This window comes from Kitasatospora purpeofusca (genome assembly GCF_042691725.1).
GTDB classification, from domain to species: domain Bacteria; phylum Actinomycetota; class Actinomycetes; order Streptomycetales; family Streptomycetaceae; genus Kitasatospora; species Kitasatospora purpeofusca_B.
Genome location: NZ_CP170483.1, coordinates 5013985 through 5039849 on the forward strand (window position 1 = coordinate 5013985; position 25865 = coordinate 5039849).

Here is a 25865-nt window from a genome sequence, read left to right on the forward strand (position 1 = left end):
AGCGGCCGGGCCGCGGGGCGACCGAGGCGGCGAGGCCGGTGACGTCCTTGGTGAATGCTTTACTGTTTCATTGCCAAGAGTCGACCTATCCTTCAGGCCCTCAGGAGTCCGCACCGTGACCAGCCTCGCCCTCGGCCCGTCCTGGCTCGATCCGACCCACCTGATCTCCACCTTCGGGCCGATCGGCATCCTGGCCATCGTCTTCGCCGAGTCCGGCCTGCTGATCGGCTTCTTCCTCCCCGGTGACTCGCTGCTCTTCACCACCGGCCTGCTGGTGGCCGACGGCACCTACCTGCACCAGCCGCTCTGGCTGATCTGCGCGTTGATCGTGGTCGCGGCGGTGGCCGGCGACCAGGTCGGCTACCTGTTCGGGCGGAAGGTCGGCCCGAGCCTGTTCCGGCGCCCCGACTCCCGGCTGTTCAAGCGGGAGAACGTGGAGAAGGCGGCCGCCTTCTTCGACCGGCACGGGCCGAAGGCGATCGTGCTGGCCCGCTTCGTGCCGGTCGTCCGCACCTTCACCCCGATCGTCGCCGGGGTGAGCGGGATGAACTACCGGGTCTTCGTCCTCTTCAACGTCATCGGCGGCGTGCTGTGGGGCGCCGGCGTCACGGTGCTCGGCTACTTCCTCGGGCAGATCCCGTTCGTCCGGGAGAACATCGAGGCGATCCTGGTGGGCATCGTGCTGGTCTCGGTGGTCCCGGTGGCCGTCGAACTGCTCCGCGCCCGCCGCGCCGGCCGGGCCGCCCCGTCCGGGGTCACCCCGCCCGGGACCGGCGCCGTCCGGACCGACGCCGAGGCCGTCCGGACCGACGCCACCGCGGCGCCGGCCACCCGAAACGGTGGCCGCCACCGCGCCGGGTAGGCGTCCGGGGAGGCCCGCGCCCGCCGCCGCGTACATGTGCGTCCGGCAGTTCGATCAGGCAAGGTGTATCCGGAGATCGAACGGCGGCCCGGGGGACCGGCACCGCCAGGGGCGGCAAGGAGCGGAAGTGCCGAAGCGGGGCCGGCCGGGCGGCGGCAAGAGGGCCAGAGGCGGCCGGGGCGGCCGTCCGCAGCGGCAGGCCCGCCCGGCCGCCGGCACGCCGCTCCACCCGTCCGAGGCGCCGCCCACCGAGGGGCTGCTCGGGCGCCCCGCCCCGGTCACCGAGCCGACCGTGGAGATCCCGCTCGCCCCGCCCGCCCCCGAGACCAAGGGCCTGCTGGCCCCGGAGCCCGAGCCGGCGGGCACCTCGGAGCCGTCGGCGCCCGCCGGCGAGCCGCTCGCCCCGGTGTACCGCCGCCGCTCCGCGGCCGAGGACACCCTCACCCCCGAGGAGTGGCGGGCCGCCGGCTACACCCCGCCGGCCGGCATCCCCGTCGGCGCCCTGAGCCCCGGCGCCCCCGGCGAGGCGCCCTGGCCGGACCGGATGCGCACCCTGCTGCGCACCCCGATGTCCGAGCGCCCCGCCTTCGAGCGCACCGCCCGCGAGCTGCACCCCTCCGCCGCCGCCACCCGCAACGTGCCGCGCATCCTCGACCTCACCCTGCGCATCGGCGAACTGCTGCTGGCCAGCGGCGAGGCCGCCGAGGACGTCGAGGCGGCCATGCTCGGCATCGCGCACGCCTACCGGCTGGACCGCTGCGAACCGCAGGTCACCTTCACCCTGATCGGCATCTCGCACCAGCCCTCGCTGGTCGAGCCGCCGATCACCGCCGACCGGGTGGTGCGCCGCCGCACCTCCGACTACACCCGGCTGAACGCGGTCTACGAGCTGGTCGCGGACATCACCGCCGAGCAGGTCAGCGTCAACGACGCCTACCGCCGGCTCGCGGCGATCCGCCGCAACCGGCACCCGTACGCGGCCTGGCTGCTCGCGCTGAACACCGGTCTGCTGGCCGGTGCGGCGACCTTCCTGGTCGGCGGGAAGATCGACGACAAGGCCTGGCTGGTCTTCCTCAGCGCCTTCGTCGCCGCCGTCCTCGGCGACCGGCTGGCCTCGCTGATCGCCCGCCGCGGGCTGCCGGAGTTCTACCAGTTCGTGCTGGCCGCGATGCCGGCCGCGGCCTCCGGCATCGTGCTCTCCTTCAACGAGCTGGGCCTGCGCGGCTCGGTGGTGATCACCGGCGGACTGTTCGCGCTGCTGCCCGGACGCGCCCTGGTGGCCGCCGTGCAGGACGGCCTGACCGGCTTCTACATCACCGCCGCGGCCCGTCTGCTGGAGGTGATCTACCTGGTGGCGGGCATCGTCATCGGCGTGATGCTGATCCTCTACCTGGGGGTCGGCTTCGAGGCGAAGCTGCGGCCGGACGAGTCGCTGGTCGGGAACAGCGACCCGCCGGTCCAGATGGTGGCCGCGATGGTGCTGACCCTCGCCTTCGCGATGCTGCTGCAGACCGACCGCCGCTCGCTCGCCCTGGTCACCCTCAACAGCGGCATCGGCTGGGCCAGCTACGGCGTGCTGGCCTACAACGCCGGGGTCTCGCCGATCGTCGCGACCGGCGTGGCGGCCGGCCTGGTCGGCCTCTTCGGCCAGCTGATGGCGCGCTACCGCAACGGGTCCGCGCTGCCGTACGTCACCGCCGCGATCGGGCCGCTGATGCCGGGTTCGGCGCTCTACCTCGGGATGCTCTCGTTCGCCCAGGGCCACCCCAACGCGGGCCTGGTCCAGATCACCCGGGCCGCCGCGATCGCCATGGCGCTGGCCATCGGCGTGAACCTGGGCGGCGAGATCGCCCGGCTCTTCATGAAGCTCCCGGTCGGGGTCGAGCGTCCCTCGCTCGCCCCGGTGATCCCCCGCCGGGCCGCCAAGCGCACCCGCGGCTTCTGACGCCGGCCGTTGGCCCGCGGGCCATGTCGCGGCAGACCGCACGCAGTACCAGGAACGAAGGTAAGACCCATGACCACACTGCTGGACGGCTACCGCGAGCACATCGTCGCGACGCACAAGCAACCGCTGTTCCTGCTGCTGGTCGGGTTCATCACCTCCTTCGTCTTCATCCGGTTCAGCGTGCGGATGATCAGGGCCCAGGTGCGCTGGTGGCCCGGCAACGTGACGCCCGGCGGGCTGCACATCCACCACATGGTCTTCGGCCTGGGCTTCCTGCTGGCCGGCGGCATCGGGGTGTTCGCGACCTACGGCGGGCACCCGTGGATCGACGTCTTCGGGCTGCTCTTCGGTATCGGCTGCGGCCTGGTGCTGGACGAGTTCGCGCTGATCCTGCACCTGGACGACGTCTACTGGGGCGAGCAGGGCCGCAAGTCGGTGGACGCGGTGATCTTCGGCATCCTCTTCACCGGCCTGCTGCTCGTCGGATACGTCCCGCTCGGCGCCGAGCCGACCGGGGAGACCAGGTGGGGGCTGGTCACCGTCATCTCGGCGAACGCGCTGGCGATGGTCGTCACCCTGCTCAAGGGCAAGGTGTGGACCGGGCTGCTCGGCATCATGGTGCCCGGCCTCTCCTGGGTCGGCGCGGTCCGGCTGGCCCGACCGAGCAGCCCCTGGGCGCGCTGGCGGTACGCCGCGAGCCCGCGTCTGCGGGCCCGGGCGCTCCGGCGCGAGCGCCTTCTGCACCGGCGCGCGGACCGGGCCCGGACCTGGCTCTTCGACCTGATCGCCGGGGCGCCCGACAAGGTCCCGGCGCACCACCCGGCCGCCCACCGGGTGGCCGAGCAGATGGCCGCCCGGGCCACCGCCCACCTGGACGCGCACGCCGCGCGGGCGCTGGCCCGGCGGTCCGCCCGGCTGGCCGACCGCCGCTCGGCGGCGGGCGGCGCGGAGCACCCGACGGGGAGCCGCCGAGGCGTCGGCGCGGCCGACGGGCCGGGCGGGTACGACGGTCCGGCCGACCGGGCGGGGCGGCACGGCCGCTCCCAGCAGCGGCGGCGGGTGGTCCGGGCCGGGCGCAGCCGGGCGTACGCGGTCGGGCCGGCCGGCCAGGCGCCCCGGCCGGGCCGGCACCGCTGGCTGCGGACGCGTACCCGCAGGATGAGCCGGTAGTCCGGCTGCCCCGGCTGCCCCGGGCGGTCCGCCGGGGCCGGGCCGCGATCGGATCATCCGACGGCCACCCGGTCGGCGGCGCGGGCTTGAGGGGGGAAAGCGGTCCGGCTTGAGAACATGGCGGTCAGTGACCGTCCTGTCACGGAAGGGGAGTCTTCGCCGGGTCGCCGGCGGCCGACACCGGCCGGTCCCGTCGTCACCCCGGTCCCCGCGGCGGTGCGCGCGTGCGGCCGCTCCGCTCCCTCGTGACCGTTCGAAGGGGTGAACCGTGGCGCGCAGGCTCCTGCCGACCCTCCTGTTGTCCCTCACCGCCCTGCTCGGACTGCTCCCCGCCGCGGCGGCCGCCCCGGCGGAGCCCGGTCCGTCCGCCCCCGCCGAGCCGCCCGGGCCGCCGCCGGCCCCCGATCCGTCCGGGGCCGCCGCAGCGGGGGAGCAGGCCTACCCCTCCGCCGGGGAGATCGACCGGGCCCGGACCGAGGCCGACCGCCGGGCCGGCACGGTCACCGCCATCGAGGCCGGGCTCACCGCCGCCAAGGCCGAGACCGACCGGGCCGCCCGGACCGCCGAAGAGGCGGTCGAGGCCTACAACGGCGCCCAACTCTCCCTCACCCGGGCCCGCGCGGAGGAGTCCGCCGCCGCGGCCCGGGCGGCCGCCGCCGAGGCCGAGCGGGCCGCCGCCGCCGAGGAGGCCGCCGCCCTGGCCGCCGAGACGTACCGGCAGGGCGCCGGCGCCGAACTCTCCGCGATCAACGCCCTGCTCGGCGCGCACGGCCCGCGCGAGGCCGGGGACCGGGCCGCGGTGATCGGGGTCGCCAGCGACCGAACCCGGCAGATCCTCGACGCGGCGGTCTCCACGGCCGCCGGGGCGTCCCGGGCCTCCGCCGCCGCGCACGCCGCGACCGGGGCCGCCGAACGCGCCGCCGCCGAGGTCGGCGCCGCCCGGGCCCGCGCCGAGGCCCGGCTGACCGACCAGCAGAACCAGGTCACGGCCACCGGGCTGCGGCGCGAGCAGCTGCTCGCCGAGCTGGCCGCCGCCCGGAGCACCACCGTCGAGCTGGAGCGGCAGCGGCGCGAGGCGCTGGAGGCGATCGCCGCCCGGGAGGCCGAGGCCAGGGCCGCCTCCGAACGGGCGGCCGCCGAAGCCGCCGGGAAGGCCGCCGCCGACGCCGCGCGGACGCTCCCGCCCGCCGGCTCCGCCGCCGCACCCCCGCCGCCGCGTTCCTGGTCGGCCGAGGGCGCGGCGGCCGCCATCGCCTTCGCCCGCGCCAGGATCGGCCTGCCCTACGTCTGGGGCGGCGAGGGCCCGGGCGGCTACGACTGCTCCGGGCTGACCATGATGGCGTGGCGCGAGGGCGGCAAGCGGCTCAACCACTTCGCCGCCGACCAGTACGCCCAGTCCACCCCGGTCACCTACCGCCAGCTCCGCCCCGGCGACCTGGTCTTCTGGAGCACCACCGGCCGCGCCGCCGACATCCACCACGTCGGCCTCTACATCGGCGACGACCAGATGATCGAGGCCCCCCGGGCCGGCGTGCCGATCAAGCAGGCCAGCCTCTGGATCATGGGCACCCCGGACTTCTACGCCCGCCCCTGACCCGGTCCGGGCGTCCGCTCACCGCGCCACCGGCAGGCACTCGGCGAGCAGGCCGAGGACGTCGCGCCAGGCCCGCTCCGCGTGCCGCGGGTGGTGGCCGACACCGGGGAGCACGGTCTGGTCGACCGGCGGGTGGTGGAAGGCGTGCAGCGCCCCGCCGTAGACCACCAGGCGCCAGTCGACGCCCGCGGCCTGCATCTCGGCGGTGAACGCCTCCCGTTGCGCGGGCGGCATGATCGGGTCCTCCGACCCGACCCCGGCCCACACCGGGCAGCGGATGCGCGCCGTCTCGCCCGGTTCGCCGGTGGTCAGCCCGTTGACCGTTCCGATCGCCCGCAGGTCGACCCCGTCGCGTCCGAGTTCCAGCGCGATCGCGCCCCCGGTGCCGTAGCCGATGGCGGCGATCCGGCCGGGGTCGGTCCGCGGCTCCCCGCGCAGCACGTCGAGCGCCGCGTGGCCGATGGCCCGCATCCGGCCGGGGTCGGCGAGCAGCGGCATCACGCGCGCCAGCATCTCCTGGGGGTCGGTGAACCAGTGCCCGCCGTGGAGGTCGAAGGCCAGCGCCACATAGCCCAGTTCGGCGAGGGCGTCGGCCCGGTCGCGCTGGACGTCGTTCAGGCCCGGCCCCTCGGGGCCGAGCAGGACCGCGGGCCGGCGGCCGGTGCCGGAGGGGATCGCGAGGTGTCCGACCATCATCAGTCCGTCGGCCGGATAGGTGACCGTGCGTGTGGTAATCGTCGTCATGGACCGGACGGTAGTGCGGCCCGGGCCGGCCCGGGCCGGTCTTCACCGTGGGCGGAAAACGCGGGTACGGGGGCCGCCCTCCGCCCCGGAATAAATCGGGTGCCCTCGTCGAAATCCCGCCGTACGGTGAGCGAATGGGCAACGAAACGAACGACGGCCCCGGTGACCCGGGCAGCGGCCGCGTGAAGGAACAGGGCGGGATCGTCGACGGGATCGAGATCCGCGCTGTCGGGGAGGACGAGGTCGAGGCGTGGGACCGGGCGCTCGTCCTCGGCTTCCTGCGCGCGCACGTGGGCCGGGCGACGGAGTTCCGCCGCCGCCAGTGGGAGCCGGGCCGGATGCTCGGGGCGTTCGACGACGGGCGGATCGTCGCCACCTTCCGCAGCTTCGACGCCGAGCTGACCGTCCCCGGCGGCGCCGTGGTGAAGGCCGACGCGATCACCGCCGTCACCGTGACCGCCACCCACCGGCGGCGCGGCCTGCTCCGCCGGATGATGACCGCGGACCTCGCGGCGGCCCGGGAGCGCGGCGCCGCCGTCGCCATCCTGATCGCCGCCGAGTACAACATCTACGGCCGGTACGGCTTCGGCCCCGCCACCCGCGGCCACGGCTGGAACATCGACCTGCTCCGGGCCGGCGGTCTGCGGCCCGGCCTGCCCGCCGTGCCCGGCGGGCGGATCGACCTGGTCACCATGGAGGAGCTGCGCAAGATCGGCCCCGAGCTGTTCGACCGCTGGCGGGTCACCCAGCCCGGCGCGATCGACCGCGACGAGCTCACCTGGAAGCGCCACACCGGTGAGATCGAGGTCCCCGGCTTCGACTGGAAGGAGCCCTTCGCCGCCGTCCACCGGGACGCCGAGGGCGCCCCCACCGGTCTGGCCGTCTACAAGGTCGACGACACCTGGGACGGCTCCTACCCGAACTGCACGCTCACCGTGCTCGACCTCTTCGCCCTCGACCGGCCCACGGCCACCGAGCTGTGGCGCTACCTCTTCTCGGTCGACTGGGTGCGCAAGGTCTCGGTCGAGAACGTCGGCCCGGACGACCCGCTGCCGATGCTGCTGAACGAGCCGCGCGCCGCCACCCCGCACGCCGACAACGCCGACTTCATGTGGCTGCGGGTGCTGGACGTCGAGGCCGCCTTCAACGCCCGGACCTACGGCGCACCCGGCCGCGTGGTGCTGGACGTCGAGGACCGGGACGGCTACGCCGCCGGCCGCTGGGCGCTCGAGGTCGCCGCCGACGGCACCGGCCGCTGTGCGCGGACCACCGACGAGGCCGACCTGGCGCTGGACGCCTCGGCGCTCGGCGCGCTCTACCTGGCCGGCGAGACGCTGCCCCGGCTCGCGGTGGCCGGCCTGGTCACCGAGCTGCGCCCGGGCGCGGTGGCCGCCGCGGACCTGCTGCTGCGCAGGCCGCTGCTGTCCTGGAACATCGACGGCTTCTGACCGGCGCTCACCCCCGGCCCGCGCGGCCGGGGGTGCCCGCCCCCCACGGCTGCTCCGCGGCTACTTCACGGCGGTCTTGCCGATGGTGGGCAGGATGAAGTCCTGGATGAGGCCCTTGGCGTCGCGGACGATCGGCCGGAACACCCGGTAGCGCGAGAGGTTGATCACCCGGGCGGCCATGGGGGTCGAGCGCCGGACGAACTCCCGGGTCCGTTCGGTGTCCTCGGTCCGGTCGAAGACCCAGTAGAGCACCACGACCATGAGGTGCAGCCAGAGCACGTCGGGCAGCAGCTCGACCAGTTCGGCGTCCAGTTTCGGCGCCAGCTCGGAACCCTGCAGCACCTCGCGGAACAGCTCGACCGCCGTCGCCCGGGCCGGGTGGGACTCGTCGGAGAACGGGCTCAGCGAGCTGTTCGGGTCGGCGGCGGTGCGGAAGAACTGCGCCGCGAACTCGTGGTACGGGGCCGCCGTGTCGAGCCAGGAGGTCAGGGCGATCTCCAGGCGCTCGGCGAAGTCCCGGGTGTGCGCCATGCGGTTCCTGGCGTCCGCCGCGTGGTCGTACGTCATCCGGTCGTAGAAGCCCTGGATCAGGAACTCCTTGGCCGAGAAGTAGTAGTAGGCGTTGCCGACCGAGACGCCCGCCTCGGTGGCGATGGCGCGCATGGTGGTCTTCTCGTAGCCGCGCTCCTGGAACAGCCGCATCGCGGTCTCCAGGATCAGGGCCCGGGTCTGCTCGCTCTTGTCGGTCTTCGGCTGCGCGCGGCTGCCGCGCGGCTCGGCGGGGCCCGCGGCGCCCCCGTCGGTGCCGGTGCTGCCGCTCGCCGCGCTCGTGCCGCTCGCCGCGCTCGTGCCGTTCGTCGCTGCCAGGTCGTCCACGGCCCCGAGCCTAGCCCGATCGGCCCATGTCCCGGCCGTGCCGGCCTGCCCGGCACCGGATGAGAGGCTTGTCGAATGAGCACCGTGATCCGCCCGGGCGGTACCCGGGACGCCGAGGCCGTCGCCGACCTGCACGCCGCCAGCTGGCGCACCGCGTACGCCGGCATCGTCCCCGACGACGCCCTCGGCGACGGGCTGGCCGCCGAACGGCGCGAGATCTGGGAGCTGCGGCTGGCCGCCGACTACGGCGGCCCGGAGACCACCCCCGAACTGCTGATCGCCGAACGGGACGGTGAGGTCGTCGGGTTCGCCTACCTCGTCCCGCACGGGGACGGCCGGATCCTGCTCGACAACCTGCACGTCCGCCCCGGACTCACCGGCGGCGGCATCGGCCGGCGGCTCCTGGACGCCGCCCGCGCCCACACGGCCCGTCGCCACCCCGGGACCGACCTCTACCTGGAGGTGCTGCAGGCCAACACCCGCGCGATCGCCTTCTACGAACGCGCGGGCGGCCACCGCACCGACGCGCGCGCGGGCTTCTTCCCCGGCGGCCACACGCTGCCCGAGTACGAGTACACCTGGCCGGCCTCCGAACTCGCCCGTCAGCCGTGGTCGTAGACGGTCACCGGCACTCCCCGGGCGGTCAGTCGGGCCGTCACCAACGGCTCCACCGACTCCCAGCGCCCGCCCGCCAGCCCGCACCCGATCCGCGGCATGTGCACGGAAGCGCCCAGGTCGCGCGCGTGCCCGCCCAGTGCCGCGAGCGCGGCGTCGATGGCCTCGTAGCGCACCGGCGGCCCGGAGGAGCGGCTGGTGCGGATGCCCCGCTGGCCGATCAGGTTGGCCACCCAGAGGTACGGCCCGACCTGCACCAACTGGACGGCGCCGAGCCCGAAGTCGTTCCCCGCCCGCTCCCGGTGCCACCGCCGGTACGCCGCCTCCGGCTCCGGCCAGCGGCGCGAAAGGGCCAGCACGAACCCCTTCCCCCACCCGCCGAGGTCGTTGCAGACGTGCGCGATGACCTTCACCCCCTTGCCCCGGGGCGTCGTGGCATCGCCGCGGACGTAGGCGATGGCGCTCACAGCCGTCATGCCCCGAACGCTAGCGCGCCGCACCGACAGCGGGTTCGGGACTTTCCGCCGCGACGGCCAGGTGGCGGCGGCCCGCGAGGGCGATCAGCAGGGCGAGCGCGGCCGCCCCCGCCGGGATCCAGTAGCCGGTGCCCGGCCCCGCGTGCTCGGCGACCACGCCGGCCAGCGCCGAGCCGCCCGAGATGCCGACCACGATGCCGGACACCGCGATCGCCATGCCCTCGTTCAACTGCCGCTGCGGCAGCAGCTCCTGGAGCAGCGTCATACCGGTGACCATGGTCGGCGCGGTCCCCGTGCCGGCCGCGAACAGCGCCGCCCCGAGCAGCGCGAGGCCCGCGCCGCCCAGTCCGGCGGCCAGCGGCAGGAGCAGCAGCCCCACCATCGCCGCGACGCCCCGCAGGAAGCGGGTGCCCGCCGGTCCGCTCGGCCGCAGCGTCCCGAAGACCAGCCCGGCCACGCAGGACCCGGCCGCCACCAGGGCGAGCAGCCCGCCCGCGACCGGCCGGTGCCCGAGCGCCTCCGCGTAGGCCACGGTGGTCAGGTCGAGCGCGCCGAAGATCACGCCGGTGCCGAGGAAGGTCAGCGTCAGCACCCGCAGTCCCGGCATCCGCAGCGGCGAGCCGTGCCGTCCGGCCGCGGGGCGGTCGGCGAGCGGCGGTTCGGTGCCGCGCTGGGCGGCGAACAGCAGCGCGCCGGCCGCGCCGAGCCCGCCGGCGGCGAGCATGCCGGCCTCCGGCGCGATCGTGGTGCACAGCACCATGCCGAGCACCGGTCCGGCCATGAAGCAGAGTTCGTCCAACGCCTGTTCCAAGGAGTTGGCGAGGTGCCGGTCGTCCGGCCGGTCCCGCAGCAGGTGCGCCCAGCGGGCCCGGGCCATGCCGCCGAGGTTCGGCGCCGCCGCGCAGGCCGCCCAGCAGAGGTAGAGCGTCCAGTCGGGCGCCCCGGCGCGGACGCAGAGCAGCAGTCCGGAGAACGGCACCACGTTGTAGAGCGCCGCCGGGACGGTGACCCGCGCCTGCCCGAACCGGTCGACCAGCCGGCCGATCACCGGCATGCCGACCGCCCCGGTGACCAGGCCGGCCGCCGCGACGGTGCCCGCGAGCGCGTACGAGCCGCGCCGTTCGGCGAGCAGCACCACCAGCGAGACGCCGGTCATCGACATCGAGAGCCGGCCGAGCAGCCCGGCCAGGGTGAAGGCGGCGGTGCCGGGGCGGGCGAACAGGCGTCGGTAAGGGGCGAGCATGGGACTCCGCGGGAAGAGGGGGGGAGGGAAGCCCCCAGCCTCGGGCCGCCGGCCGCGCGCGGTCCAACACCGGTTCGGCCGCGTCGACAACAGCATGTTGTCAATGGCCCCGGTCCGCCCGGCCCGGGAGCGTTGCTAGCCTGCCGCCATGCCCCGTGACCTGCACCCCCGCCTGCTCCGCGGCTTCGTCGCGACCGCCGAGACGCTGCACTTCGGGCGGGCCGCCGAGCGCCTGCACGTGGCCCAGCAGGCCCTCAGCCGGGACGTCCGGACGCTGGAATTGCTGCTCGGCGACGCGCTGTTCACCCGCACCACGCGCAGCGTCGAACTCACCGCCGCCGGGCACGGGTTGCTGCCCCGGGCGCGCCGCCTGCTGGCGCTGCACGACGAGATCCTGGCCGGCGCCGCGCACCGTCCGCTGCTGCTCGACCTCATCAGCGACGTCACCGGACCGGACCTCGCCGGCTACCGGGTGCTCCATCGGGCCCGCGCCGCCTGGCCGGAGGGGGAACTCCTGGCCCGCTTCCACGGCGGTCTGGCGGCCGCCGCCGACGAACTGATCGCCCACCGGCTGGATGTCTCGTTCGGCCGCTTCGCCGGTCTGCCCGCCGGGGTGCGCGCCCAACTCGCGCAGCGGCCGGTCCGGTTGGAGCGGATCTCGGTGATGATGGCGGCCGGCCATCCGCTCGCCGGGCGGCCGGTCCTGCGACTGGCCGAGCTGGCCGGCCATCCGGTGGACGTCTGCGTGGGCAACCCGGCCACCACCGAGTGGGCCGACCTCGGCCTGCGGCTGCTGCGCGAGCACGGTCTGACGCCGGCGCCGCCGCGGGTCCCGCCGGTGGGGGTGGACGAGACGGCCCGCTACCTGGCCCGGCACGGCGATCCGATGCTGACCACCGCCGGCGGCCCGACGCTGCCGGGCGCGGTGAACGTGCCACTGGTCGAGCCGGTGCCGCTCAGCCTGGTGAGCCTGGTGCACCGCCCGGACCTGCGGCATCCCGGGCTGACCGCGCTGCTGTCCGCGGCCGCCGAACTCGGCGCGCGCGAGGCGTGGTTGCGGCGCCCGGCGGACAGCTGGCTCCCGGCTCCGGACGCCGCGCTGCTGGCGCCCTGAGCGGTCCGCCGTCCGGGCGCGCAGGCCCCGGCGAAGGTGGTGTGCGAACCGGCCGGGACCGAGGAATCGCCGGGCGCCGGAAGGTTGTTCGAGCCGAAGACGACTCCACCCCTGCCGCTCGGGGGTCGGCAGGGGTGGAGTCGGGTGCGGGCGCGCGGTCGCCGGGGGCGCCGACCGCTGCGTGCCCGCGGTCGGGGAGGGCCCACAGGGCCCGGGGCCGCGGTCGGCCGGGTCAGGCCGCCTTCACGGCGGAGATGTCGAAGGTGAGCTTCACCTTCTCGCCGATCAGCACGCCGCCGGTCTCCAGGGCCGCGTTGTAGGTCAGGCCCCAGTCGGTGCGGTCCAGGACGGCCTTGCCCTCGAAGCCGACCCGGTCCACGCCGTAGGCGTCGACGGCGGTACCGGTGAAGTCGAGGTCCAGGACGATCGGGCGGGTGACGTCCTTGATGGTCAGGTTGCCGGTCAGCCGGTAGGAGTCGTCGCGCACGCGCTCGGCGGCGGTGCTGCGGAAGCTCATCTCGGGGAAGGTCTCGGCGGAGAAGAAGTCGCCGGTGCGCAGGTGCTCGTCGCGCTGGGCCTGGTTGGTGTCGATGCTGCCGACCTTGATCACCAGCTCGGCGCTGGAGTTGGCCGGTGTGGTGCCGTCGAGGTGCAGCTTGCCGTCGTACTCGGTGAAGCGGCCCTTGACGTTGGTGACCATCGCGTGGCGGACGGAGAAGCCGATCTCGCTGTGGGTGGTGTCGATGGTCCAGTCGCCCGAGAGGTGGCCGAGGTCCGGGCCCTCGGCGACGGCGACGGCGGTGGTGGTCGCGGCGGCGACGTTCTTGGTGCGGTTGAACAGGCCCATGGTTCCTCCTCGGGTCCGAAGCCATTTGTTTAGGCTTCAACTTGTTGGCTTCACTGTAGTCCGGTTTCGTTCAAAGTTCAACCATGCTGGTCGGGGGCCTGTCGGTAGGGTCGGAGCCGGTCCGGCCGCCCCGGTTTGACCCTCGACCTGGTCGAGGCCCCAGAGTCCCCGCATGGAGAGCGACCTGCGCAGCATCGGAGAGCTGGCCCGCGACAGCGGTCTGAGCGTGAGCGCCCTGCGCTTCTACGACGGCGCCGACGTGCTCGCCCCCGCCCGGGTCGACCCGCGCACCGGCTACCGCTGGTACGCGCCCTCGCAGCTCGCCGACGCCCGGCTGCTGGCCCGGCTGCGCCGGGTGGGCCTGCCGCTGGCCGGCATCCGGGCCGTGCTCGGCGCGGCCCCCGGCAGCGGCGACGGCCGGCGGGTGCTGGACGCGCACCTGCGCCGCCTGGAGGACGGCCTCGCCGACGCGCGCCGGGAGCTCTCCCTGATCCGACGGCTGATCGACCAGAGGGAGAACCCGATGACCGCCACCCCCGAAGAGCACCGCTTCACCGTCCCCGCCCGCGCGCTGGCCGGGGCGCTGGACGCCGTCCGCTTCGCCGTCGGCAGCGACCCGGGGCTGCCGGTCCTGTCCGGCGTGCTGTTCGACCTGGACGGCGGGCTGCTGCGGCTGGTCGCCACCGACCGCTACCGGATGGCCCTCGCCGAGATCCCCGTCGACGCCTCCGACGCCTCCGACGCCTCCGACGCCTCCGACGCCTCCGCGGCCTCCGTCGCCGCGATCGTGCCGACCGCCCTGGCCGACGCCCTCCGCGCGCTGCTGGGCTCCGGCCCCGGTGTCGGGCCGGTGGAGCTGACGCTCGGCGGTGCGACGGTGCGCGTCGCGGTGGACGGCCACCGGATCGAGGGCGCCGCGCTCGACCACGACTACCCCGACTACCGCGCGCTGGTCCGGCTGGACCCCGTCCACCGGGTCGCCCTGCCCGCCGCCGACCTGCGCGACGCGGTCGCGTCCGCCCCGACCCGCAGCCTCCCGTCCGGCCCGGACGGCGCCGACTGCGAGGTCGCCGTCCTCGCGGTCGACGCGGCCGGCCGCCTCACCGTCGCCGCCCCCGACCCCGGCGCGCCGGGCCCGGACGCCCTCCGGGTGGCGGTCAACCGGGACTTCCTCCTGGAGGCGCTCGCGGCCGGCGCCCCGGGTCAGCTCGTCCTCGAACTCGGCGGCCCGGTCGCCCCCCTCGCCCTCCGCACCCCCGGCCACCCCGGCACCTTCTCCGTGCTCATGCCGGTCCGCCTCCCGGCCTGACGCGCCCCGGCCCGGCGGAAAGGAGCCGTTTGCTGGTGCTAGCGGTGCGCTTGCAAAAGCAAGCAGGGTGGGGCAGGGTGGCCCCATGGCCTCCCTGAACGTCGGCTCGCTGGGCGAGTACATCCGCGAACAGCGGCGCAACGCGCAGTACTCGCTGCGGCAGTTGGCGGAGGCCGCCGGCGTGTCCAACCCCTACCTCAGCCAGATCGAGCGAGGGTTGCGCAAGCCGAGCGCGGAGATTCTGCAGCAGATCGCCAAGGCGCTGCGGATCTCGGCGGAAACGCTCTACGTCCAGGCCGGGATCCTGGAGGAACGGCGCGGTGAGGGCCTGGAACTGCGGGCCTCGATCCTGGCCGATCCGCTGATCAACGAGCAGCAGAAGCAGGCGCTGCTCGCGGTCTACGACGCCTTCCTCAAGGAGAACGCCGCCGGGAAACCGTCCGGCGCGGACGAGGGTGCGGGCGGGAGCGCGGACGAGCACGAGGGCAAGGCACCCTAGACACCACGGGAGGACCGGCCGTGCCGATCACGGACGAGATCAAGAAGACCCTGACCGACCCGACCCCGCTGTACGCCCTCGCCGGCGCCGGGGAACTCGCCTACGAGAAGCTGCGGGAGGTGCCGGGCAAGGTCGAGGCGCTCGCGGCCGACCGCAAGGGCGCCCAGGAGAAGGCCACCGCCCGGCTGGCCGAGGCACAGGCCAAGGTCACCGGCACGGTCACCGCGCTGCCGGCCGACCTCAAGGTCCTGCAGGAGAAGGCGCAGACCTTCGCGCTCCAGCAGGTCGGCCGCGCCGTCGAACTGGCGGTGAAGGCCAAGGAGACCTACGACGGGCTGGCCGAGCGCGGCAAGGTGGCGGTCGAGCGCGGGCGCGAGGCCGGGGCCGGCGCGGACGAGGCTCTCGCCGAGCGGATCGACGCGGAAGCGGCCGAGGGCGAGCTCGTCGAGGGCGAGCTGGTCGAGGACGAGGCGCCCGCCGCCCCGAAGCGCGGCCGCTCCCGCAAGACCGCGGAGTAGGGCCGCGGAGCCCGGGGCGCATCGGGCGCCGCCGGGTCGTTGACCCCTTGGCGGACGCCCCGCCGTGCCAGGATGGACGGACGGGGTGCCGCAGCGAGACGAGGAGGCCGTGATGGGCGGAGTGGCCCAGATCCTGTTCCTGGACTACCTGAATCCGTTCTGGTGGCTGGCCGTCGCCATCCTGGGCTACAAGCTGTTCGCGCTGATCGACGCCGCCACCCGCCCGGAGGACGCCTACCGGGCGGCCGACAAGAAGACCAAGGGCTTCTGGCTCGCGGTCCTCGGCATCGCCTTCGGACTGGACCTGCTGTTCGGCGCGAACTTCATGACCAGCTTCCTCACCCTGGGGGGCCTGGTCGCCGCGATCGTCTACGTGGTCGACGTCCGCCCGGCGATCCGGGCGCTGACCAACCGGGGCGGCGGCCGGGGCGACCGGCGCAACATGGGGCCGTACGGGCCCTGGTGACGGCGGGACCACCGAGCCCCGGCGTCCGGCGGGCCGACCGCGCGGATGCCGGGGCTCGTGCCGTCCGGCGCAGTCCTAGCCGAGGATCAGCTGCATCGGGTTGCGCTCCAGCAGCAGCACCGCGACGTCGTCCGTCAGGGCGCCGCCGTTCAGCTCCTCGACCTCGGCGATCGCGCTGTCGACCAGCCGGCCCCGGGTGAGCCCGGCGGACTGGTGGTCGCCGATGAGGTCGGCCAGGCCGTCCTGGCCGAGGCGGCGGGAGCCGGCGCCGATCCGGCCCTCGATCAGCCCGTCGGTGTAGAGCAGCAGCCGCCAGCCGGGGCGCAGCTCGAACCGGTGGGCCGGCCAGACGGCCTGGCCGTCGTCGCAGGGGAGCAGGCCGAGCGCGGGGCCGGCGTGGTCGGCGGGCAGGCCGATCGGGGCGTGGTCGTCGCCGAGCAGCAGCGGCGGCGGGTGGCCGGCGAGGTGGAGGCGGGCCCGTTCGGCGGCCTCGGGGGCGGCGGCGTCGCCCGGCTCGATGCTCAGCATGCAGAGCGTCGCGAAGATCTCGTCGCTGCGCCGTTCGTGTTCCAGCACGTGCTGAAGGGTGGTCAGCAGGGTCTCGCCGGTGAGGCCGGCGAAGACCAGGGTCCGCCACGCTATCCGCAGGGCCACACCGAGCGCCGCCTCGTCGGGACCGTGGCCGCAGACGTCGCCGATCACCACGTGGACGACGCCGTCCTCGGTGCGGACCGCGTCGTAGAAGTCGCCGCCGAGCAGGGCTCGGCGGCGGCCCGGGCGGTAGCGGCGGGTGAAGGAGAGGTTCGCGCCCTCGAGCAGCGGGGTGGGCAGCAGGTGGCGCTGCAGGCGGGCGTTCTCCTGGCCGCGCAGCTCGGCCTCGACGAGCCGGCGCTGCGACTCGTCGGCGCGCTTGCGCTCGACGGCGTAGCGCAGGGCGCGGGCGAGCAGGGGGCCGTCGGTCTCGTTCTTGACCAGGAAGTCCTGGGCGCCGGCGGCCACGGCGGCCGCGCCGAGTTCGGCGCCGGCGGCGTCGGTGAGGACCACGACGGCGGTGTGCGGGGCCCGGCGGAGCAGTTCGTGCAGGCCCTCCAGGCCGTCCGAGGGGTCCGAGGGGTGCGGCAGGTCGGCGGGGGCGGCGAGGTCGAGCAGGACGCAGCTGAAGTCACCGCGGCCGGCTTCGGGGCCGCGCGACCGGCCGCGCCGGGAACCCGGGCCGGCGGGGGTGAGCAGGGCGAAGGCCTGGTCGAGGCCGCGGGTCCAGTGGATCTCGATCGGGGCGCCGCTGTCGGCCACCGCGGCCTTGAGCAGCTGGGCGTCGGTGGCGTCGTCCTCGATCACCAGCAGCTTGAGCGGGGCGGTGGCGGCGGCCTTGGGGACGGACGGGGCCGCGGGGGCGGCGTCCGCACGCGGGTGGGGTATCGGCGCGGCCGCCGTGGCCGGGCCGGCCGGCTGCCGGACCGCCGCGGGGGAGCGGTCGGACGCGGACCGTTCGGGGCCGGACCGTTCGCGGGCACCCCCGGAGCGGGCGCCGTGCTGGGCGCCCGGCGGGTCCGCGGCAGCAGGTGCCCGCCCGTCTCCCGTAGCGGGCATCGGCTGATCCTCCCTTTCCCCGCATGCGTAACGGCCGGCGTCCGTCCGCAGTGCCCGCTTGGCACCCTGCGGCGGGGAACTTCTCGCGACCATAACGTGATCTCCGGGGATTTCTCTGACCGACCGGCGCCGTTGTGGCTGTCGCCACGCCGGTGGCGGTGTGTTGGATGGGTGGTGAGGACATGAGAGGGGCCCGTGCCGACGGGTGTCGGGGCGGACGAGGAGAGGAGTCCCGTGATGGTGACACGGATCACCCTGGTCGAGGGTGACATCACGGCGCAGCAGGTGGACGTCGTCGTGAACGCGGCCAATTCCTCCCTGCTGGGCGGCGGTGGTGTGGACGGTGCGATCCACCGCCGGGGCGGGCCGCGGATCCTGGAGGAGTGCCGCGGGCTGCGGGCCTCGCGGTACGGGCGGGGGCTGCCCACCGGGCGGGCGGTGGCGACCACGGCCGGCGACCTGCCGGCCCGCTGGGTGGTGCACACCGTGGGGCCGGTCTACCTGGCGGACGAGTACGAGGGGCGGGCGGAGTTGCTGGCCTCCTGCTTTCGCGAGTCGCTCCGGGTGGCGGCGGAGCTGGGTGCGCGCACGGTGGCCTTCCCGGCCGTGTCGGCCGGGATCTTCGGGTGGCCGCCGGCGGATGCGGCCAGGATCGCGCTCGGCACCGTCGCGGCGGTGACGGCGGAGCCGGGGGGCGGACCGGAGGAGGTGCGGTTCGTGCTGTTCGGGTCCGAGATGTACGGGGTGTTCGCGGGTGTCGGGCGGGAGTTGGGGCTGACGGGACTGGAGTGAGGCCCGGGCCGGGTCCCATGGTGGCGTGACGAGGCGTCAACACGCCAGAGATATTCGATAACTCGTTCGAGTGAAACCATGGATCCGGTCACCGGCGCCCGCCGGGGGCTGCGGTGGGGGAACGGTGGATCCAGGGTCTGCGGGGCCCTGGCCCACGGGACCAGGACCTACGGGGCCAGGGCCGTCCAGGGCAGGGTGACCTCGCCCTGCCGCCACCGCCCGCGCGCGTCCACCAGCGGCCACGACCCGGCCAGCGAGCCGCAGGACGCCGCCCAGCGCTGGCGGGCGCCGAACGCCCCGTACGGCGCGGCCGCCGCCCAGGCGCGGTCGAAGTCGCGCAGGAACGCGTGCACCGGCCGCCCGGGCACGTTGTGGTGGATCAGCGCCTTCGGCAGCCGTTCGGCCAGGTCGGAGGGCTGGCCGAGGCCGCCCAGCCGGGCCGCGAAGGTGACCGTCCGCGGCCCCTCCGGGCCGAGCGCCACCCAGACGTGCCGGCGGCCGATCTCGTCGCAGGTGCCCTCGACCAGCAGCCCGTCCGGGGCCAGCCGGGCGCACAGCCGCTCCCAGACCCCGGCCACCGCCGACTCGTCGTACTGCCGCAGCACGTTGGCGGCCCGGATCAGCTGGGCGGGCGCCCCGCCGTCCAGCGGCACCTCGAAGCCGCCGCGCCGGAAGGTCAGCAGCGGCGGCACCGCGTACGGCAGCGCCGCGGCGACCCGGGCCGGCTCGATCTCGATCCCGACCACCCGGACGTCCGGCCGCACCGCCCGCAGCCGCCCGGACAGCTCGACGGCCGTCCACGGCGCGGCGCCGTACCCGAGGTCGACGGCCACCGGCGGGTGCCCGGCGGAGCGCAGCGCGGGCCCGAGCGTATGGGCGATCCAGCGGTCCATCCGGCGCAGCCGGTTGGTGTTGGTGGTGCCGCGGGTGACGGTGCCCACCGGTCGCCCGGCCCGTCCGCGGGCGGGCGCGGTCGCGGTGTCGGGGGAGGAGGCGGCCATGCCCCACAGGGTACGGGGCCCTCGGCGGCCCTCGGCGGCGTGGCCCATCTCATCCGGCGGCCCGGGAATGCCGGTCGGCGATCGCGTGGTTGGCAGACTGATGGTGATGTGTGCCCGGACGGGGCAGCGGTCGGGCGCGCCGTACCGGGCGCCGCGGACGTGCGGCGCGCGGGCGGTGGCGCACACACCGGACAGCAGGCAGAACAGCAGGCAGCAGGCAAGCAGGGCTGCCGAGGCGGGCAGTACACGAGGAGGCTCCAGCCAGGTGATCCAGCACCCCGTCCGTTCGGTACGCCGTGCCCAGCCGGCCGCACCCGCGCGCGGCCGGCTCCAGTCGCTCGTCCAGGGCGGCCGGCGCCGCCCGCGCCGGATAGCCATGCTCAGTGTCCACACCTCCCCGCTGCACCAGCCGGGGACGGGCGACGCGGGCGGCATGAACGTCTACATCGTGGAGCTGGCCAAGCGCCTGGCCGAGCTCAACATCGAGGTCGAGGTGTTCACCCGGGCGATCTGCTCGGACGACGCGCCCACCGTGGAGCTGGCCCCGGGCGTGCTGGTCCGGCACGTCACCGCGGGCCCGTACGAGGGGCTGGTGAAGGAGGACCTGCCCGCCCAGCTGTGCGCCTTCACCCACGGGGTGCTGCGCACCGAGGCCGGGCACCGCCCCGGCCACTACGACCTGGTCCACTCGCACTACTGGCTCTCCGGCCAGGTCGGCTGGCTGGCCGCCCAGCGCTGGGGCGTGCCGCTGGTGCACACCATGCACACCATGGCGAAGGTGAAGAACGCGGCGCTGGCCGAGGGCGACACCCCCGAGCCGGCGGCCCGGGTGATCGGCGAGACCCAGGTGGTGGAGGCGGCCGACCGGCTGATCGCCAACACCACCGAGGAGGCCGCCGAGCTGGCCCGGTTCTACGCGGCGCGCCCGGACCAACTGGCCGTCGTCCACCCGGGCGTCAACCTGGACGTGTTCCGCCCGGCGGCACCGGGCGCCGCGCAGGCCCGCCGGGCCGCCCGGGCCCGGCTCGGGCTGCCCGCCGGGGCCGCGGTGCTGCTCTTCGCCGGCCGCATCCAGCCGCTGAAGGCCCCGGACGTGCTGCTGCGCGCGGTCGCCGTGCTGCTGGAGCGGCGCCCGGAGCTGCGCGAGCGGCTGGTGGTGCCGGTGGTCGGCGGGCCGTCCGGCACCGGGCTGGCCAGGCCGGAGAGCCTGCACAAGCTGGCCGCCCAACTGGGCATCGGCGACGTGGTGCGGTTCCACCCGCCGGTGGGCCAGGCGCTGCTCGCCGAGTGGTACCGGGCCGCGACGGCGCTGGTGATGCCCTCGTACAGCGAGTCGTTCGGGCTGGTCGCACTGGAGGCGCAGGCCTGCGGCACGCCGGTGGTGGCGGCCGCGGTGGGCGGCCTGCCGGTCGCCGTCCGGGACGGCGAGACCGGCACCCTGGTGGCCGGCCACGACCCGGTGGACTGGTCGTACGCGCTGGAGCCGTACGCCACCGACCCGGAGCTGGTGGCCCGGCGGGGCGACGCGGCGGCCCGGCACGCGGCCGGGTTCGGCTGGGACACCGCCGCCGCGAGCACCGCCGAGGTGTACGCCGGCAGCCTGGCCAGGTCGGTCGGTCGGCTGGCCGGGGCGCGCCAGCGGCGGGGCTGAGCCGCCGGGGTCCGGCCGGCCGCCGCCGGTGCGCCGCTGCGCGCGGGTGTACTGCTGCGCGCGGGCGTACCGCCGAGTAACGTCACCCCCATGGCAATCCGCACCAAGGACGAGGCCCTGACCCTCCTGCGCACCGCCCTGGACGAGGCCGGGGTGGCCTGGGAGCCGGCCCCCGCCGACCCGTACACCCTGGTGGCGGCCCTCCCGGGCACCCGGAAGCTGAGCACCACCTGCGCCCTGCGGGTCGGCGACCACACCCTGTCGGTGAACGCCTTCGTGGTCCGCCGCCCGGACGAGAACCACGAGGCGGTCTACCGCTGGCTGCTGGAGCGCAACACCCGGCTCTACGGCGTGGCGTACGCGGTCGACCGGCTCGGGGACGTCTACCTGGCGGGCCGGCTGCCGCTGGAGTCGCTGACCCCGGACGCCGTGGACCGGTTGCTGGGCACGGTGCTGGAGAACGCCGACGAGCCGTTCAACACGCTGCTGGAGCTGGGCTTCGCCACCGCGATCCGGCGGGAGTGGGAGTGGCGGACCAAGCGCGGGGAGTCGACCCGCAACCTGGCCGCCTTCGCCCACCTCGCCGCCCCGGGCCCGGACTCCGCGCCGGTGGCCGCGGCCGCCGAACAGGAGGCAGCCGAACAGCAGGCCGCCGAGTAGCCGGCCCCCGGGTGGCCGACGGGAGGCTCAGCCGCCCGTCGCGGCCCGCTCCGGCTCGGCGGGCCGCTCCGGCTCGGCGGCCCGCGCCGTGCCGGGGACCGGGGCCGCCGCCACGGCCGCGGACTTCGCCAGCGCCGCCCCCGGCCGCCGGCCGAGCAGGACGTACCCGCCGGCGGCGAGCGTGCCGAGCACCGCGCACGCCCCCCACATCACCCCGCTGCCGGCCCGCTCCAGCAGCACCCCGCCCGCGGCCGGGCCGAGGAACGAGGCGAGCGACCAGGAGAGCGAGTAGACGCCCTGGTAGCGGCCACGCGCCTCGGCCGGCGACAGCTCGGCGACCAGACCCATCATGGTCGGCGCGTTCAGGATCTCGCCGAGCGTCCAGACCGCCACGGTGAAGGCGTAGAACCAGGCCGAGGAACCGGCCAGCGCGGTCAGCCCGAAGCCCCAGCCGATGAACAGCGCGCTGGCGACCAGCAGGGCGGTCCGGTCCCGGCTGGCCATCCACCGGGTGAGCGGGATCTGGAGCACCACGATGAGCAGGCCGTTGAGGCCGATCACCAGGCCGTACTGGGTGGAGGTGATGCCGGCCCGGCCCATGTCCACGGCCAGCGTGGTGGAGCCCTGTTGGGCGACCAGGGCGAGCAGCAGGTTGAGCACCACCACCGCCATGAACCGGCCGTCCTGGAACACCGCGCCGAGGCCGATCGCCGGCCGGGCCGCCGCTCCGCCCTGGTCCGCGGCGGGCGCGTCGGGCCTGGTCTCGGGGATGCGCACGAAGATGACCACCGCGCAGACCACCGTGGAGAGCGCGTCCAGCAGGAAGAGCGTGAGGTAGCCGTGGGTGGCGATCAGCCCGGCGACCGCCGCGGAGAGGCCGAAGCCGATGTTGATCGCCCAGTAGTTCAGCGCGAAGGCGCGGACCCGGTCCTCGGCGGGCACGATGTCCGCGATGATCGCCGAGGTCGCCGGCCGGGTCGCGTTGTTGCAGAAGCCGACCAGGAAGGCGACCACCGCGATGGCCACCTGACCGTCGCTGAAGCCGAGCAGCGCGGTGAACAGGGCGGTGCCGAGCTGGGCGGCGACCAGGGTCGGCCGCCGGCCGATCCGGTCGGCCAGCACCCCGGCGACGACGGAGGCGATCGCCGAGCCGAGGCCGAACAGCGAGGCGACCAGACCCGCGTACGAGGCCGAGTAGCCGCGGTCGGTGGTCAAGTAGAGTGCCAGGAACGTGACCACGAACGCGCCGAGCTTGTTGATCAGCGTGCTGGTCCACAGCCACCAGAACTGGCGCGGGAGTCCGCTCACCGCCTCGGTGACGGCTCCGGCGGCTCTTGCGGAAAGGGACGGGTCGGGCATGTGGGGGCTCCCGGGCAGGCGGACGTCCGCTGAGCCGTACGGGCAGGACCGCTCAGCAAGCGGGTAAGAGTCTCTGGCGCGGAGCACACCTTACCTGTCTGGCGAGGTCACGACCAGGGGGTTTTACGGGCTCCACTAAGCTGGGGGCCATGGCTGACACGACGTACCGACTCATCCTGCTCCGCCACGGCGAGAGCGAGTGGAACCAGAAGAACCTGTTCACCGGTTGGGTCGACGTCGACCTCAACGAGAAGGGCGAGAAGGAGGCCGCGCGCGGTGGCGAGCTGCTCGCCGCGGAGGGCTTCCTTCCTGACGTCCTGCACACCTCGCTGCTGCGCCGCGCCATCCGCACCTCGCAGATCGCCCTGGACAAGGCCGACCGCCACTGGATCCCGGTCAGCCGCAGCTGGCGCCTGAACGAGCGGCACTACGGCGCGCTCCAGGGCAAGGACAAGGCCCAGACCCTGGCCGAGTTCGGCGAGGAGCAGTTCCAGCTCTGGCGCCGCTCGTACGACACCCCGCCGCCGGCGCTGGCCGACGATGCCGAGTACTCGCAGGCCGGCGACGCCCGTTACGCCGAGATCCCGAGCGAGCTGCGTCCGCGCACCGAGTGCCTGAAGGACGTCGTCGAGCGGATGCTGCCGTACTGGTACGACGCCATCGTCCCGGACCTCGCGGCGGGCCGGACCGTCCTGGTGACCGCCCACGGCAACAGCCTGCGCGCGCTGGTCAAGCACCTCGACGGCGTCTCCGACGCGGACATCGCCGGCCTCAACATCCCGACCGGCATCCCGCTGGTCTACGAGCTGGACGCCGACTTCAAGCCGATCGTCCCGGGTGGCCGCTACCTCGACCCGGAGGCCGCCGCCGCCGCGATCGAGGCGGTCAAGAACCAGGGCAAGAAGTAGCCCGGTCCGGCCGTCGAGGGCCCCGCTCCCCGTCTCGGGGGAGCGGGGCTCTTCGCGTTCAACTCGCTTGCGGCTCGCGCGAGTTCGCCATGTCGTGAAAATGGTTCAGACCATTGACGGCCCCGGTGGCGGCTCCTACGGTGTGAGCACCGACCGGGGCGGTCAGGCCGGTCCCCCCACACGCGCGCGTGTCCGCGCCCGGCGCACTCTCCATCCACCCCCACGGAGGAGCACCATGCGCACACGTCATGTCGTCGGAGCCGTGACCGCCGCCCTCGCGGTGCCGGTCGCGGTCGCCCTGCCGGCGCAGTCGCACGGCTACATCACCACCCCGCCCAGCCGGGCCGCGCTCTGCGGCGCGGGCACCGTGACCGACTGCGGCGAGATCCGGTGGGAGCCGCAGAGCGTCGAGGGGCCGAAGGGCTTCCCGGCCACCGGGCCGGCCGACGGCGCCATCTGCGCCGGGGGCAACAGCCGGTTCGCCGAGCTGGACGACCCGCGCGGCGGCGCCTGGCCGGCCACCGCGGTCTCCGCGGGCCAGCGGCTGACCTTCACCTGGCGGTTCACCGCCCGGCACGCCACCTCGGGCTTCCGGTACTACCTGACCAAGCCCGGCTACAGCGCGACGCAGAAGGTCACCCGGGCCAACCTGGAGCTGACGCCGTTCCTGAACGTCCCCTACAACGGCACCCAGGTGCCCGGCACGCTCAGCCACACCGCGACCCTGCCGTCCGGCCGGACCGGTCACCAGGTGGTCGTCGCGGTCTGGGACGTCGCGGACACCGGCAACGCCTTCTACTCCTGCACGGACGTCACGTTCTGACGCCCGGCCCGTCCGGCGGGACCACCGCCCGGCGGGTGCTCACCCAGCGGACCCCGTCGGCGGCCCGGCGGTGAGGAGACCGGGGTGCGCGGCCGTCTCCCACGGCAGCCGTGCACCCCGGGGCTCCGCGCCGGCACCGGGGGAGGGGACGGACGGACGGTCTCAGTGGCCGCAGCAGCCGCCGTCGACCCCGCCGCACTGGCAGGGCGCGCCGGACTGGCAGCCGCAGCCGCAGCCCGGTCCGCAGCCGCAGCCGGCCGCGAGGACGGGCAGCAGCTTCGGGGCGGGCGGTTCGATGGTCTCGGGAGCCGATGCCGGGTCGGTCGGGTTTGCCTTCATCGCGCTGACCCCTCCTTCGGACGGGCACACCTCGGTGCCTACGGCTTCGAGTGAAACCGCCGACCGGAGGGAGCGTCAACGGGCGCGCAGTGGTGGGGAGTCCGGCCGCTCGTGCTTCCCCACCACCCCGCCCCGGGGTTTACTCACCCCCGGGGCGGAACGCCGTCCGAGGACGGGAGACCGACCGCAGCTCACTCCACCTCGGCGGCGGCCTCGGTCGCCGCGACGAACTCGTCCACGTGCTCGCCGGTCACCAGGTACACCACGCGCTTGGCCACCGAGACCGCGTGGTCGGCGAACCGCTCGTAGTAACGGCCGACCAGGGTGACGTCCACCGCGGTCTCGATGCCGTGGTGCCAGCGCTCGTCGATGAGGTGCGCGAACAGCTCGCGGTGCAGCGCGTCGATCGCGTCGTCGTCCTGCTCCAGCTCCAGCGCCTTGTCGACGTCCTTGGTGGCGATCACCAGACCGGCCTTGGCGACCAGCCGCTGGGCGAGCTGGCCCAGCTCCAGGACCGTCGCGTGCAGGTCGCGGGGGACGGCCGACTCGGGGTAGCGCAGCCGCGCCACCTTGGCGACGTGCTGGGCGAGGTCGCCGCAGCGCTCCAGGTCGGCGCTCATCCGCAGCGAGGTGACGACGATGCGCAGGTCGGTGGCGACCGGCTGCTGGCGGGCGAGCAGGTCGATCGCCCGGTTCTCCAGCTCGTGGTGCAGCTCGTTGATCTTCTCGTCGGCGGCGATCACGCTCTCCGCCAGCGCCAGGTCCGCGTCGAGGAGCGCCGTGGTGGCCCGCCCGAGGGCCGAACCGACCAGCCGGGCCATCTCGACCAGGCTGTCGCCGATCGAGTCGAGTTCCTCGTGGTACGCGTCGCGCATGCTCTCTCCTCAGTAGCTGTGTCGGTGGCGGTGCCGACCGGTCATCCGGTACGACGGTCTGAACGACGTACGGATGACCGCTGCTGGTGGCGCGCATCGTACGCGCACACCCGGGGCGGCGCGCGACCGTCCGGCCGTGCC

Annotated in this window: 26 protein-coding genes; 16 read left to right on the plus strand and 10 right to left on the minus strand. The window is 75.0% G+C overall.

What is annotated here, in order from left to right; all coding sequences use genetic code 11:
- Window positions 1–115 precede the first annotated feature (115 nt).
- From ACFCLZ_RS21350 to ACFCLZ_RS21365, 4 genes are all read left to right on the plus strand, one after another.
- Entirely contained in the window at window positions 116–862 is a 747-nt protein-coding gene (locus ACFCLZ_RS21350) for a DedA family protein (RefSeq protein WP_380278293.1), read from the plus strand.
- Window positions 863–989: 127 nt separating this feature from the next.
- The gene (locus ACFCLZ_RS21355; protein WP_380278295.1) at window positions 990–2807 is read left to right on the plus strand and encodes a threonine/serine exporter family protein; all 1818 of its coding nucleotides are present in this window, start codon (window positions 990–992) and stop codon (window positions 2805–2807) included.
- A gap of 69 nt (window positions 2808–2876) precedes the next feature.
- Window positions 2877–3977, plus strand: a complete 1101-nt coding sequence (locus tag ACFCLZ_RS21360) for a hypothetical protein (RefSeq protein WP_380278297.1) — start codon at window positions 2877–2879, stop codon at window positions 3975–3977.
- 268 nt (window positions 3978–4245) lie between these two features.
- A complete protein-coding gene (locus ACFCLZ_RS21365; RefSeq protein ID WP_380278299.1) occupies window positions 4246–5571 on the plus strand; it encodes a C40 family peptidase in 1326 nt (441 codons plus the stop codon).
- Window positions 5572–5589: 18 nt separating this feature from the next.
- Here the strand turns inward: ACFCLZ_RS21365 and ACFCLZ_RS21370 are convergent, their stop codons facing one another.
- Window positions 5590–6315, minus strand: coding sequence for a dienelactone hydrolase family protein (locus ACFCLZ_RS21370; protein WP_380278301.1), 726 nt, complete (start codon window positions 6313–6315; stop codon window positions 5590–5592).
- 134 nt (window positions 6316–6449) lie between these two features.
- On the opposite strand from ACFCLZ_RS21370, the gene ACFCLZ_RS21375 reads away from it, so the two are divergent.
- Complete coding sequence (locus ACFCLZ_RS21375) at window positions 6450–7763, plus strand: GNAT family N-acetyltransferase (protein ID WP_380278303.1); 1314 nt, start codon at window positions 6450–6452, stop codon at window positions 7761–7763.
- Between the two features lie 60 nt (window positions 7764–7823).
- Here the strand turns inward: ACFCLZ_RS21375 and ACFCLZ_RS21380 are convergent, their stop codons facing one another.
- The gene (locus ACFCLZ_RS21380; RefSeq protein ID WP_380278305.1) at window positions 7824–8639 is read right to left on the minus strand and encodes a TetR family transcriptional regulator; all 816 of its coding nucleotides are present in this window, start codon (window positions 8637–8639) and stop codon (window positions 7824–7826) included.
- 75 nt (window positions 8640–8714) lie between these two features.
- Between ACFCLZ_RS21380 and ACFCLZ_RS21385 the strand changes: the two genes are divergently transcribed.
- Window positions 8715–9257 (plus strand): GNAT family N-acetyltransferase, encoded by a 543-nt coding sequence (locus ACFCLZ_RS21385; RefSeq protein ID WP_380278307.1) that lies wholly within the window; start codon window positions 8715–8717, stop codon window positions 9255–9257.
- Here the strand turns inward: ACFCLZ_RS21385 and ACFCLZ_RS21390 are convergent.
- Together ACFCLZ_RS21390 and ACFCLZ_RS21395 are read right to left on the minus strand one after the other, a co-directional pair.
- Window positions 9242–9721, minus strand: coding sequence for a macro domain-containing protein (locus tag ACFCLZ_RS21390; protein ID WP_380286230.1), 480 nt, complete (start codon window positions 9719–9721; stop codon window positions 9242–9244). The two genes, ACFCLZ_RS21385 and ACFCLZ_RS21390, sit on opposite strands and share 16 nt — an antisense overlap.
- Before the next feature lie 19 nt (window positions 9722–9740).
- Window positions 9741–10973 (minus strand): MFS transporter, encoded by a 1233-nt coding sequence (locus ACFCLZ_RS21395; protein WP_380278308.1) that lies wholly within the window; start codon window positions 10971–10973, stop codon window positions 9741–9743.
- A gap of 148 nt (window positions 10974–11121) precedes the next feature.
- On the opposite strand from ACFCLZ_RS21395, the gene ACFCLZ_RS21400 reads away from it, so the two are divergent.
- Window positions 11122–12087 (plus strand): LysR family transcriptional regulator, encoded by a 966-nt coding sequence (locus ACFCLZ_RS21400; protein ID WP_380278310.1) that lies wholly within the window; start codon window positions 11122–11124, stop codon window positions 12085–12087.
- 232 nt (window positions 12088–12319) lie between these two features.
- Here ACFCLZ_RS21400 and ACFCLZ_RS21405 read toward each other — a convergent pair whose 3' ends face one another.
- Window positions 12320–12934, minus strand: coding sequence for a YceI family protein (locus ACFCLZ_RS21405; protein WP_380278312.1), 615 nt, complete (start codon window positions 12932–12934; stop codon window positions 12320–12322).
- A 172-nt stretch (window positions 12935–13106) separates the two neighbouring features.
- Here ACFCLZ_RS21405 and ACFCLZ_RS21410 point away from each other — a divergent pair, with 172 nt between their 5' ends.
- From ACFCLZ_RS21410 to ACFCLZ_RS21425, 4 genes are all read left to right on the plus strand, one after another.
- On the plus strand, window positions 13107–14243 hold the full coding sequence (locus tag ACFCLZ_RS21410) for a MerR family transcriptional regulator (RefSeq protein ID WP_380278313.1): 1137 nt from the start codon (window positions 13107–13109) through the stop codon (window positions 14241–14243).
- 85 nt (window positions 14244–14328) lie between these two features.
- Window positions 14329–14742, plus strand: a complete 414-nt coding sequence (locus tag ACFCLZ_RS21415) for a helix-turn-helix domain-containing protein (protein ID WP_376097080.1) — start codon at window positions 14329–14331, stop codon at window positions 14740–14742.
- Window positions 14743–14762: 20 nt separating this feature from the next.
- A complete protein-coding gene (locus tag ACFCLZ_RS21420) occupies window positions 14763–15260 on the plus strand; it encodes a hypothetical protein (RefSeq protein ID WP_380278316.1) in 498 nt (165 codons plus the stop codon).
- Between the two features lie 112 nt (window positions 15261–15372).
- The gene (locus ACFCLZ_RS21425; RefSeq protein WP_380286231.1) at window positions 15373–15726 is read left to right on the plus strand and encodes a DUF2516 family protein; all 354 of its coding nucleotides are present in this window, start codon (window positions 15373–15375) and stop codon (window positions 15724–15726) included.
- 75 nt (window positions 15727–15801) lie between these two features.
- On the opposite strand, the gene ACFCLZ_RS21430 is transcribed toward ACFCLZ_RS21425, so the two are convergent.
- On the minus strand, window positions 15802–17316 hold the full coding sequence (locus ACFCLZ_RS21430; RefSeq protein ID WP_380278318.1) for a PP2C family protein-serine/threonine phosphatase: 1515 nt from the start codon (window positions 17314–17316) through the stop codon (window positions 15802–15804).
- 240 nt (window positions 17317–17556) lie between these two features.
- Here ACFCLZ_RS21430 and ACFCLZ_RS21435 point away from each other — a divergent pair, with 240 nt between their 5' ends.
- Window positions 17557–18108 (plus strand): O-acetyl-ADP-ribose deacetylase, encoded by a 552-nt coding sequence (locus tag ACFCLZ_RS21435; protein ID WP_380286232.1) that lies wholly within the window; start codon window positions 17557–17559, stop codon window positions 18106–18108.
- Window positions 18109–18275: 167 nt separating this feature from the next.
- On the opposite strand, the gene ACFCLZ_RS21440 is transcribed toward ACFCLZ_RS21435, so the two are convergent.
- The gene (locus ACFCLZ_RS21440; RefSeq protein WP_380278319.1) at window positions 18276–19109 is read right to left on the minus strand and encodes a class I SAM-dependent methyltransferase; all 834 of its coding nucleotides are present in this window, start codon (window positions 19107–19109) and stop codon (window positions 18276–18278) included.
- A 268-nt stretch (window positions 19110–19377) separates the two neighbouring features.
- Between ACFCLZ_RS21440 and mshA the strand changes: the two genes are divergently transcribed.
- Both mshA and ACFCLZ_RS21450 read left to right on the plus strand, forming a co-directional pair.
- Window positions 19378–20760 (plus strand): D-inositol-3-phosphate glycosyltransferase, encoded by a 1383-nt coding sequence (gene mshA, locus ACFCLZ_RS21445; protein WP_380286233.1) that lies wholly within the window; start codon window positions 19378–19380, stop codon window positions 20758–20760.
- Between the two features lie 90 nt (window positions 20761–20850).
- On the plus strand, window positions 20851–21420 hold the full coding sequence (locus ACFCLZ_RS21450; RefSeq protein ID WP_380278321.1) for a YbjN domain-containing protein: 570 nt from the start codon (window positions 20851–20853) through the stop codon (window positions 21418–21420).
- A gap of 27 nt (window positions 21421–21447) precedes the next feature.
- On the opposite strand, the gene ACFCLZ_RS21455 is transcribed toward ACFCLZ_RS21450, so the two are convergent.
- Entirely contained in the window at window positions 21448–22779 is a 1332-nt protein-coding gene (locus tag ACFCLZ_RS21455) for an MDR family MFS transporter (RefSeq protein WP_380278323.1), read from the minus strand.
- A 149-nt stretch (window positions 22780–22928) separates the two neighbouring features.
- Between ACFCLZ_RS21455 and ACFCLZ_RS21460 the strand changes: the two genes are divergently transcribed.
- Entirely contained in the window at window positions 22929–23687 is a 759-nt protein-coding gene (locus ACFCLZ_RS21460; RefSeq protein WP_380278325.1) for a phosphoglyceromutase, read from the plus strand.
- A gap of 235 nt (window positions 23688–23922) precedes the next feature.
- Entirely contained in the window at window positions 23923–24510 is a 588-nt protein-coding gene (locus tag ACFCLZ_RS21465) for a lytic polysaccharide monooxygenase (RefSeq protein ID WP_380278327.1), read from the plus strand.
- A 162-nt stretch (window positions 24511–24672) separates the two neighbouring features.
- Here ACFCLZ_RS21465 and ACFCLZ_RS21470 read toward each other — a convergent pair whose 3' ends face one another.
- Window positions 24673–24849 carry a hypothetical protein gene (locus ACFCLZ_RS21470; protein ID WP_380278329.1) on the minus strand — a complete coding sequence of 59 codons (177 nt, stop codon included), beginning with the start codon at window positions 24847–24849 and terminating at the stop codon, window positions 24673–24675.
- Window positions 24850–25040: 191 nt separating this feature from the next.
- Window positions 25041–25724 carry a phosphate signaling complex protein PhoU gene (gene phoU, locus ACFCLZ_RS21475; protein ID WP_380278330.1) on the minus strand — a complete coding sequence of 228 codons (684 nt, stop codon included), beginning with the start codon at window positions 25722–25724 and terminating at the stop codon, window positions 25041–25043.
- Window positions 25725–25865 lie beyond the last annotated feature (141 nt).